Origin of the sequence: Pseudoalteromonas sp. J010 (assembly GCF_003934235.1) — a bacterium.
In the GTDB taxonomy this organism is placed as follows: Bacteria; Pseudomonadota; Gammaproteobacteria; order Enterobacterales; family Alteromonadaceae; genus Pseudoalteromonas; species Pseudoalteromonas peptidolytica.
Genome location: NZ_RDBW01000004.1, coordinates 167787 through 178687 on the forward strand (window position 1 = coordinate 167787; position 10901 = coordinate 178687).

A 10901-nucleotide genomic window follows, 5' to 3' on the forward strand; every position below is an offset into this window, starting at 1 on the left:
GAAACACTATGAAACAAGCACAGAAAATCTTACTCGGTTTTATTGTCACAGCGGGACTGTCGGCATGTAATTCAGTACCTAACTCAGTTGCAGTTAATGATTCGTACCTACAAGCAGATAATAAAAATGAAAAAGTAAATCCAGGGACACTTCCACAAAGCGACAAAGCCCGCCCACAGGCAAAGTCAAATGGGTTAGTATATTTACCGGCATTACCTGATGGTAAACTGCCACAAACCAGTCAGCCAAACTTGTCACAACAATTTAGTAGTAGCGAGCTGGTAAAATTGACAGCGGATAGTCTAAAAGTTAAGGACTATCTTCATTATGTATTTGGCGATTTGCTCGGTGTTAACTATATCATTGGTGATGAAATCACCAATAGTGACGATGCAATCACGATCAATCTTAAAGAACAGTTGAGCAAGCGTCGTTTATTTTCCATCAGTCAAGATTTGCTAACCGAGCGCGGTATTATCATTCGCGAGCAGGATGATATTTTTTATATACACCCCTCTGAAAATGCCTCAGGTGGTAATGTGGTATATGGCTATGGTAGTAAAGTGGAAGATGTGCCTAACACCCCGAGCAGCATCATACAGATTGCGCCGTTTACCAGTGGCATGCAGACACCGCTAGCAAATACTATTCGGCAGATGACAAACGTAGAAGCTCAACCTTTGTTTGACCAGCATGCGATAATGTTTAAAGGCAAGCGTGCTGAAGTGATTAGAGCACTCGAATTTATGCAAATGATGGACAAACCAGCGTTCAGAAACCGTCATATAGGTATGTATAAATCCGTATTTATGCCTGCAAAAGAGTTAAGTAAAAAGCTTAGCGAGCTGTTAAAACAAGAAGGTATAACCAGCAGTATTTCAGGCTCTACAGAGCAAGCGGTTAGTATGGTCGCTATTGAGCGCACCAACAGTTTGATTTTCTTTACTAATAACGAAGGTTTTTTACAGCGAGTTGAATTTTGGTCGCAACAACTCGATCAACCAGCAGACGGTAACGAAAAACAATACTTTATTTTTGAACCTGAGTTTGCTCGAGCGGTGGATTTGGGGCAAAGCTTGCAAAATTTACTCGGTGGTGGAAATAGCGGAGCCATTAGTCGCTCTACGTCTGCGACGGAAGAAGTAAAAGAACAGCGCGGTTCAAGCCCTCAAAATACAAGTGTAAGTGTTAATAATGAAGACCTCCGTATGGTTGTGGATGAGCGCTCTAATGCAATCATTTTTCATACCTCAGGCTCTGAGTATCGCAACTTACTTCCATTAGTGAAGCGTTTGGATGTGATGCCAAAGCAGGTGGTACTTGAAGTACTTATCGCTGAAGTCACATTAACTGATGAGTTCAGTCAAGGTGTGAAGTTTGCGCTTGCCAACAACCGCTCCGCTAGAACTGGTTACTATAATTTTACTGGTAATACAGATACTGGGCTTAACTATGTATTAGAAGGGTTAACAGGCAAGTTAGATATTCAGCTATTTGAAAAAAATCAAAATGTTAACGTGCTTTCAAGACCAACCATTGCGGTGCGTGATGGAGTTGAAGCAAACATTTCGGTGGGGGATGAGATCCCAACAGCAGGTGATATTATTACCGATCCTGTTAATGGCTCCCGTGCTTCAGTGGTGTACCGTAAAACCGGTATTGATCTTAATGTAACCCCAACTGTCAATGCGCAGGGAGTTATTTTGATGGAAATCGAGCAGGAGATCAGTAACCAAGCGTCTGGCGATAAAGCAGCTGATAATCAGCCAACGATTTTTACCCGCAATATTAAAACAGAAGTCATAGCCGCAGATGGCCAAACCATTATGTTAGGTGGCCTGATAAGTCAAAATAATAATCTAACCAATACAGGCGTTCCGTTTTTTTCTGACTTACCTGTATTTGGGCGCTTATTTGATGGTAAAAAAGACACCAATACCAAAACTGAGTTAGTCGTGATGGTAACTCCAAGGGTGGTTGAGGCGTCTGAGCAGTGGCAAGGTGTGATGGATGCTTTTAAGAAGAATTTAAGCAATCTAGATTTTAGTAATAATAAATCTAACTAGATGAGATATATTGCGCTAATATAGTCATAAAACTGACATGAAAATTGCTTATTTTATTAAAGAGCTTAAGGTAAAACTGGAATTTGTACTTTTTTTTACAATTGAAAATGTCTAAAAAAACAACAATTTACTGGGGCTTGTTTGTTTACCCTTTTGATTTTAATGCGCTTTTTTTGCAACCTTACAGGCTGCGCTATGTTATTTGTATTAACGCTTAGTTTTTGCAAAGTTAACTGCTTGACAATGCAGAGACAATGGTTAGACTAAGCATGGATTTGATCGGATGTCACTTGGGTGACGGCCTAATTGAATGATCAAATATAAGAAAAATGGGAACACACATTGTTCTTGTTTCATGAAACTTTGGAGAATGGAAAACATGTTCAAAAAATCTCTACTAGCGCTAGCTTTAGTTGGTGCTTCAACTTCAGCTCTTGCTGTAAACACTACTGTAGCTAACTCAATCAACGTTTCAGTTGAAGGTCAAGCAGCTGACGCAGCAGCTACTACAAGCGAGTCTGCAGAAGTTACTCTTAACCTAAATGCTGAATACACAGTTGGTGACACAGTAACTTTAACTCTGTCAAGTGGTGCTGAGTTTGCTGACACTCAAGGTTATAACCTTGTAGGCTCAAGCAACGTAACGTTTGGTTTATTAAACGCAACAAAAAATGAACTTACTTTCCGTGTAACAGCTCGCACAGATAATACTGTTACTACAGGTCAAACTGTTCAGCTAAAAGATGCTTTATTAAATGGCAACAACATTACGTTTAAGCTAGCTGACCTTGCTGACAAACAAAAGATCACTCTTGCAGTTGTAGCAAAAACTTCTACAGGTATTACTTTAGACACTGCTACTGGTACAAATACTGACTCTGCAGAGCTTTTTGTTGGTGCTAAGCAGTTCGAAGTAATTCCAACAGCTAGCAACGGTACAGTTGATGTTGCTCAGCTACGTAAAGGCTTTGTTAAACAAGGTACTACTGAGCAAGTTCCAGCTCCTTCGTTCACTTTCGCTGACAAGTCAGGTACTGGTTCTTGGATCTCTACTATCTCTGATGATGGCTTTGAACTAAAACTTACTGGTGATTTCACAGGTGTTAGTGAAGTAAATGTTGGTACAGCAGCGACTGACAAGTTCACTATCAAAGATGGCACAGCTACTTTATCTGGCACATCTGCTCTAAGTGGTGAGACTATTAACTTTGTTCTTCCTGCAGATGACAAACGTGTAGCGCTAACTGCTCCGCAAAGCTTCAAACTTACAGCTACCGTTAAAGAAGGTACTACAAAGTCAGCAGTTGTGTTGGACAGTTCAACTGTATCAACTTGGTCTCTTAACGGTGACTCTGAGTTTGTTGAAATCATGCCTTTCTCTGATACTTACAACCGTTATATTGCAGTAACTAATAACGGTACAGTAGAGGGTGATATTATGGTAGAACTATACTCTGATGGTAAGATGATTGCTGCTAAAACTGTAGGTACTGCTGGTAAGTACGCAGTAACTAACGTTACTGCTGCTGTTGATGCACTAGCTGCTGAAAACGAAGTAACTGGTGTTGCTGGTGTTCGTGTAACTACTAACGCTCCAGAAGCTAACATTGAAGTAAGCGCTATTTACTACAACAAAGACGTACAAGACCACGTTAAAGTTAACTAATTTAACTTTTAAGTAGTCTAAAAAAAGCGAGCCTAGGCTCGCTTTTTATTTTTACACTTTAATAAGTGTTAATAACAAAGTAGATAAAACTTTGTACTTTCTATCTACTAAGGCATTAGGTACACTGCTAACCAGTATTACAGTGATGTGAGTGCCGAGTGAAATACCCCATAGTACAGCCCTTTCTACCTGAAATAGGTTTATACCAACAGCAAATCACAGAAATCTTTGCGAGAAACCGGCTAACTAACAAAGGCCCATGTGAAGAAAAGCTAACCGAAAAGCTAAAAGAGTACCTTGGTGTTGAGCATTTATTGCTTGTGGCGAACGGCACAATGGCGCTACATATTGCATACCAAGTAATGGGGATCACAAAAGCCATTACAACTCCCTTTACCTTTGCCGCGACACTGGGAGCGCTACGTATGCAAAATATTGCGACTCGCTTTAGTGATGTCTGTCAAAACACGTTTAATTTAGACCCAAATAAACTGGATAGCGCCGATTTAGAGTGGGCAGATGCTTTGGTGCCAGTTCATGTATTTGCAAACCCTTGCGATGTTGAAGTAATTGACAATATAGCTGAGCGATATCAACTAAAAGTCATTTACGATGCAGCGCATTGCTTTGCCAGTAAGTATAAAGGTGAGTCACTGTTAAAGTATGGTGATTGTGCAACTCTTAGTCTCCATGCTACAAAGTTGTTCCACACTGTTGAAGGCGGAGCGGTTATTTTTAAGCACAAAAGCGATTTAGAAAAAGCAAAAAAAATAATTAATTTTGGCCAAAATGGGCAACAAGTTCCTATACTCATCGGCACGAATGCAAAAATGAGTGAAATGCACGCAGCAATGGGACTGTGTGTATTTGATTACGTTGACGATATTCTTGCCCATCGGGTAGCGTTATTTAATCATTATAAAGAGCGCCTCAATCACTTTCTCAATTTTCAACATTGGAAACCCAATACAAGCACGAATGGTGCTTATCTTACGGTACTATTTAACAATGAACGCGAACTTTTATATGTACGTGAGCACTTAGATGGTATGGGCATTCAAACTCGTCGTTATTTTTACCCTGACCTCAACGAGCTTAATCTTTATTGTGAGCACAGGGACTTACCTTGTTCACAATTGATTTCGCGCACCGTCCTATGTTTGCCTATGTATTATGAACTGCAATTGTCAGACGTAGATTATATTTGTGATAACATCATCGCCTTACTTAAAAGGTTTAGAGAAGTAAATGGTACAAAAGCATCACTATAGCAAAGCTGAATTAGTCGCATTGGGAATTAAAGCCGTAGGCGATAATTGTTTAATATCAAGGAAGGCTTCATTATTTGGCATAGAAAGAATATCTCTCGGTGATCATGTGCGTATAGACGACTTTTGTATTTTATCCGCGGGATCTGGAGGGGTTTCACTGGGAAATTATATTCATATTGGCGCTTATTCTTCACTCATAGGTGACGCCGCCATCACGTTAGCGGACTATGCGGGGCTTTCTGCAAGAGTCACCATCTACTCCAGTAGCGATGATTACAGCGGTCAGTGGATGACAAACCCCACGGTAGACGAAACTTTTACCAATGTAACTAGCAAGCCTGTGTACCTTGGCAAGCATTGTATTATTGGTGCCGGTAGTATTATTTTACCGGGCGTTACACTCAACGATGGTGTTGCCGTGGGAGCCCAAAGCTTAGTTACGCGCTCCGTCGATGAGTTTAAAATAGTGGCAGGCTCGCCAGCTCGTTTTGTCAAAAGCCGCAGCAGAGCACTTCTTGATAAAGAAAAAGCGTTCAAGGAACAATGCTAGTACATATTTTTTCTGATACGCCGCATCATTATCAGCCAATGATGGCCTTTTATGAGCGCTGCTTTGATGGTGAGCAAGCAATCTGGGTGCTTGGCAGTGCAAAAGACAAAGCAGGCAAGATCCTGTTTTTTTCAACTGAGCAGATGCTATTCGCGGCATTGCAGAGGCAATCAAAGAAAAGCCGTTTTATATTCCATGGTTTATTCTCTCCGGTATTGATCCGAAAGCTTGCATTGAGTCGATTGCTTAGTCGCTCTATTTGTGTGTTATGGGGAGCTGAAATTTATCGTAATGAAAAGGTATCTGGAATAAAAAACCAGCTTAACTGGTTTGCACATCGATTACTGTTGAATAGGGTTAAACGGGTATTTACCTTAAACTCAGGCGATGCTGACTTGGTCAAGCGTTACATGCGTATGACACGTAAAGTTGACGTTTTACCATATCCTTTGATTGACTTTAACCTAACCAAGATAAAACCGCCTTGCGATAGAATTAAGATACTGATGGGCAACTCCGCAGATCCAGCTAATAACCATAAGCAATTAATTGATCAACTTGCCCACGTTAACTTACCTAATATAGATATATATGCCCCATTGAATTACGGCGGCGCGTTAGAGTACGTTGAGGAGATCAAGCACTACGCGCAGGAAAAGCTAAAAGCTCGTTTTTACCCAATAACCAAGTTGATGACAAAAGAGGAGTACGATAGGCTGCTTTGTGAAGTTGATATGAGCCTATTTGCACATCATCGTCAGCAAGGCTTGTATGTGGTTTACGCTATGCTATTACAAGGTAAACCCATGTACCTGAACACGTATACATCGACCTACCATACTTTAACTCAGTTAGGATTTAGGTTGTTTGATATTGAGACATTTTCGACTCTATCGGTCGATACGATAGTTGAGCAAAAAAAACGAGTTATTGAAGATAACGTACAGCTAATGCGCGAAAGTTTTACCGAATCTGCATTGGCACCGAAATGGGACGCGGCATTGAAAGAGCTAATGCAGTAATGGTAACCATCCGCTCTACGGTAAAGGGGCTCTCTTGGTCAGCCTTTGCAACAATAATCAAGGCTGTCATACAGTTTGCTGTTTTTATTTTGCTGGCACGCTCCCTATCATTAAACGAGCTGGGTATTGTGGCATTTATTACGCTATTGATCAGTATTTCCCAATTGCTCAGTGATGCTGGTATTTCCAATGCGTTGATCTATTTTGATAACTTAACCTTGAGTGTCAAAAAGCAATTATATTGCTTAGGGCTCGGTATCATTGTATTGATAAGCCTACTTATCAGTGTCACATTGCCTCAAATTGAAATATTTTTTGGTATCGAAGGGTTAGCAAATTACCAAGTTTGGATTGCAGTGATACTGTTATTACGAGCCTTGAGTGCTCAGCCACTGGCGATTATGCAGAAGCAGTTATTGTTCAAAAATATTGCTTTTTTAGAGGTCTCAGCTGCTTTTATTTCGTTGGCTGCTCTGGGATATGCGCTATATCTAAAGTTAGGAGTATCAGCAGCATTGTTAGCGCACAGTGTTAATGCTGCCGTGATGGCAATCGTGACTACATTTATCTGTAAAAAAGATATTGGCTTTTCGATACCTAAATATCAAAGCATAAAAGCGCCACTAAGATATGGGCTTTATCAAAGTGCAGAGAGCATCTTAAGTTTTGTTGGGCGTCAATTTGATCAACTGGTGGTGGCAAAGATGATGGGAGCCGAGGTTTTGGGCGTCTATAGTTATATTAAGGAATTAGTTGCCAAGCCTGCCCTTCAGTTTATCAATCCAATAGTAAATCGTGTTGCTTTTCCTTCTTTGGTAAAATTAAAAAGACAAGCGCGAGGGGCGCTGTATACAAAGCTAATGCTGGCTTTAGGTTGTATTAATATACCCTTATATGTTGGTATTTATTATTATGCTGAATTTGTAATTCAACTTACTTTTGGTGAGTCTTGGTATCGATACAGCGATATAGTTTCGATTATGGCGATAACAATGCTATTTACAGCATTGATCAATCCATGTGGGCCTTTGCTACAAGCTTCTGGTGCTGTGAGGCGCTCATTTTTATGGAACTTGCTCGTCACAGTGAAAAGAGCTGTGATTATTGTCATTATGGTACAACACGGGCTAAAAGAGTTAGTTATCGCGTTGGCCATATTGCAAAGTATCGTGTTTTTGCTGCACTGGCCGGTTTTAGTTACACCTTTTACAGATTTACAGTTTATTAATTTCATTAAATCGCAACTCCCTGCTTTGTCATTTACAACGGTTGCTATGTTATCTTCGTTGTTACTTTATCAACACTTTAACTTGCCGATGTCACAAGGCGTTGTGTTATATATGGTGTTTTTATTACTGTGTATGGCCTGTACACTATTTTTGCTAAGATCACGACTCGCGTCACTTTTCATGGAAGTTAACAATGAGAAATAAAGAGCTATGGCAGCCTAGTAAATTTGTTTACCGAAATGGCACATTACGCGTAAATAAGGACGCACGTGATATTGGTTTGTCGTCTTGGTTGGCAATTGATCTTGTTGCAGCACATTACCAGCAGCATTTGCAGCAATACGTGAAGGGTGATCTACTTGATTTAGGGTGTGGCAAAGTCCCTTTTTTTGAAGCGTATCGACAGCATGTAAACAGCATAACATGTGTAGATTGGGCTGAGTCTTTACACGATAACCTCTACATAGATAAGTTTTGTGACTTAARCAAACCGCTAGAGCTAGATAATAATTCCTTTGATTCTATCTTGTGCTCAGATGTATTAGAGCACTTAACCGACCCACAAAAAACTTTGCACGAAGTGGCAAGGGTATTGCGCCCTGACGGTACATTTATCATCAACACGCCTTTTATGTATTGGCTACATGAACAACCTCATGATCACTATCGTTATACGCGTTTTGCATTGGAAAGGATGGCAAACAATGCTGGTTTAGAGGTTGTGATCCTTGAAGAGATCGGTGGTGCACTAGAGATAGTGGCTGATGTATTGAGTAAATTTCTAGCGAAAATCCCAGTTTTGGGGAAGTTTATGGCCTGGTGCATCCAGACCTTAGCTATGTTTTGGGCGAGAAGTAAAGTTGGAAAGGTATTTATGTTAAAAACGAGTAATACGATGCCAATGGGCTACTTTGCGGTATTTAAAAAGGTAGAAAATTGATAAGTACACAAAAAGTGGTAATAGGCATACCTACTTACAAGCGTCCTCAGGGGCTACTAAAATTACTTGATTCTGTAACTCAATTAAATATTTTTGGTTTGGATGTTACCGTTGTTGTCGCTGAGAATGATTGTGACGAACTGGCAGGTGCTAAGTTAGTTGATGCGATAAAAAATGAATATGCTTTACCGTTAAAAGTACTTCGCGTTGAAAAGCGAGGGATTTCATTTGTTAGAAATGCGCTACTTGATTGTGCTTTTACAGAGCACCAAGCAGATTATTTAGCAATGGTAGATGACGACGAGTGGGTTGAACCTAATTGGTTACAGGCTTTAGTTAAGGCGCAGCAAAAATTGGGGTGTGAAGTTATAGGTGGTGTTGCTAAGGCTGAATTTGCTCAGGAAGTTCCCGATTGGGCCACTGAGTTATCCATTTACTTCCCTGAACAAGCGAACACGACGTCAGAAATTGAGTTGTTAGAGAGCACCGCCAGTGTTTTGTTACATAAGCAAGTGTACTGTGCTTTTGACCAACATAGATTTGATCCTTTCTATTCAATTTATGGTGGTGGTGATAAAGAGTACTTTACGCGGCTAAAAGCTTCGGGCGTAAAATTTGCCGTTGCCCATGAAGCAATCTCACATGAACTTTATAGCGATTCTAGGGCTACTAAAGCGTGGGCGACTGAGCGTGCTTTTAGGATTGGGGCTGCGGATATGAGAATTATTCTGCTGCATCATAAGCACTTGGCGCGAATAAGCATTGAGTGTATCAAGATAGTACTAGGGGGAGTAGTAGGACTTGCCTATTTTTATTTACCTTTTGTCTCTGCAAGCAAAAAAATGAAAGGAAGGCTCCTTTATATACGTCAGGTTGGCAAAATTAGTGGGTTATTTAATCAGCAAAGGCCTGTCTATAAAAAGACTCATGGAAAATAAACGGGCGTGGAGATAAATCCTTTTGGACACACTTCTCGGTGTCCTGATAAGTATTTAGAAGAGAAAAGGGCATCTTCACACTCTATAAAGCATGAGCCATGATAAGTTAAGCAAGAGTCGCGACAGCACCGCAGTGGCTATTTTCAATTGTAATTCTTGACGAGCATAATCGCGGTTTACAGGTTACAAATAAGTACACTTCTAACAGTACCAAACTGTCATAAAATACCCTATAATTGCGTGTTCGCAAAATCAACCAATAAAGCAATTTGTTCAGGTTTAATTGGGAGACTCTTTTGAAGATAGCAAAGGATGGATATCTACAAGTCTTGTAGAGCAGGAAGTAAATGAAAATATCAGTAGTCATACCTTTGTACAACAAAGCTCAGTTTATAGCACGAGCTTTAAAGTCGACGCTCTCACAAACTGCATTACCCTTTGAGGTCATTGTGGTAGATGATGGCTCAACGGATGGCAGTTGCCATATTGTCGAAGGGTTTGGCAATCAAGTTAAACTGATCAGACATCCTGAAAATTTAGGCGTATCCCAAGCGAGAAACTCAGGTATTCAAGCTGCGGCAGGTGACTTTATTGCGTTTTTAGACGCCGATGATTATTGGTTGCCAAACTTCCTTGAAACGATTGAAGCCTTGCATGAAAAGTATTCGGACGCATCAGTTTTCTTTACTGGCTATCAATTCTTTGATGGCGATGAGTTAAAGCCAGCTAAAAATACACATCTGCCAAGTACAGATGGCCAAGTTGATGATTATTTTCTCGCTTGTTGTAATGCAGACCTTCCAATCACTTCATCTTCTGTATGTATTAGGACTGAGTCTTTGAAGCAGGTAGGTATGTTTCCAGTTGGTGTAAAGCTTGGTGAAGATCAGGTGGTGTGGGGAAAATTAGCATGTCAATCTCAGCTTGTTTTTGCTCCAGAATTAGCCGTTGTGTATGACCTAAATGCCTCTAAATCTGAGTCGTCAGAGAGCGTACAGCTCTCTCCACATATTTACTATTTCGATACATTAGCGAGGGAGCCTGATACTCCAAAAATGTTTGTTACTAGTATCAAGTACCTTTTGCACCTTTCGGTAATGAGCTGTGTTAGGAAGAATTTGATGAATGGTAATAAGCAAACTGCTTTAAATGTATTGAAAAGCAATGAGTTTTTAATTTGGGATAAGTATAGAGTTATTGCGTTTTTGTTGTTGTTGAT

At 40.3% G+C, this 10901-nt stretch carries 9 protein-coding genes; all 9 read left to right on the forward strand.

What is annotated here, in order from left to right; translation table 11 throughout:
* Positions 1–8 precede the first annotated feature (8 nt).
* Positions 9–2066, forward strand: a complete 2058-nt coding sequence (locus EAG18_RS03910; protein WP_125251092.1) for a secretin N-terminal domain-containing protein — start codon at positions 9–11, stop codon at positions 2064–2066.
* 379 nt (positions 2067–2445) lie between these two features.
* Positions 2446–3732, forward strand: coding sequence for a hypothetical protein (locus tag EAG18_RS03915; protein WP_125251093.1), 1287 nt, complete (start codon positions 2446–2448; stop codon positions 3730–3732).
* 158 nt (positions 3733–3890) lie between these two features.
* Positions 3891–5003, forward strand: a complete 1113-nt coding sequence (locus tag EAG18_RS03920; RefSeq protein WP_125251094.1) for a DegT/DnrJ/EryC1/StrS family aminotransferase — start codon at positions 3891–3893, stop codon at positions 5001–5003.
* A complete protein-coding gene (locus tag EAG18_RS03925; protein ID WP_125251095.1) occupies positions 4981–5553 on the forward strand; it encodes an acyltransferase in 573 nt (190 codons plus the stop codon). Before EAG18_RS03920 ends, EAG18_RS03925 begins: the two co-directional genes overlap by 23 nt.
* The gene (locus EAG18_RS03930; protein ID WP_125251096.1) at positions 5547–6575 is read left to right on the forward strand and encodes a TDP-N-acetylfucosamine:lipid II N-acetylfucosaminyltransferase; all 1029 of its coding nucleotides are present in this window, start codon (positions 5547–5549) and stop codon (positions 6573–6575) included. The genes EAG18_RS03925 and EAG18_RS03930 overlap by 7 nt, the downstream gene beginning before the upstream one ends.
* Positions 6542–8008, forward strand: a complete 1467-nt coding sequence (locus tag EAG18_RS03935) for an oligosaccharide flippase family protein (protein WP_125251097.1) — start codon at positions 6542–6544, stop codon at positions 8006–8008. The genes EAG18_RS03930 and EAG18_RS03935 overlap by 34 nt, the downstream gene beginning before the upstream one ends.
* Positions 7998–8744: a class I SAM-dependent methyltransferase gene (locus EAG18_RS03940; protein ID WP_125251098.1), complete on the forward strand. Its 747-nt coding sequence runs from the start codon at positions 7998–8000 to the stop codon at positions 8742–8744. Before EAG18_RS03935 ends, EAG18_RS03940 begins: the two co-directional genes overlap by 11 nt.
* Positions 8741–9682 (forward strand): glycosyltransferase, encoded by a 942-nt coding sequence (locus tag EAG18_RS03945; protein WP_125251099.1) that lies wholly within the window; start codon positions 8741–8743, stop codon positions 9680–9682. The genes EAG18_RS03940 and EAG18_RS03945 overlap by 4 nt, the downstream gene beginning before the upstream one ends.
* Before the next feature lie 347 nt (positions 9683–10029).
* The coding region (locus EAG18_RS03950; protein ID WP_148098520.1) for a glycosyltransferase family A protein at positions 10030–10901 on the forward strand (872 nt) is incomplete at its 3' end.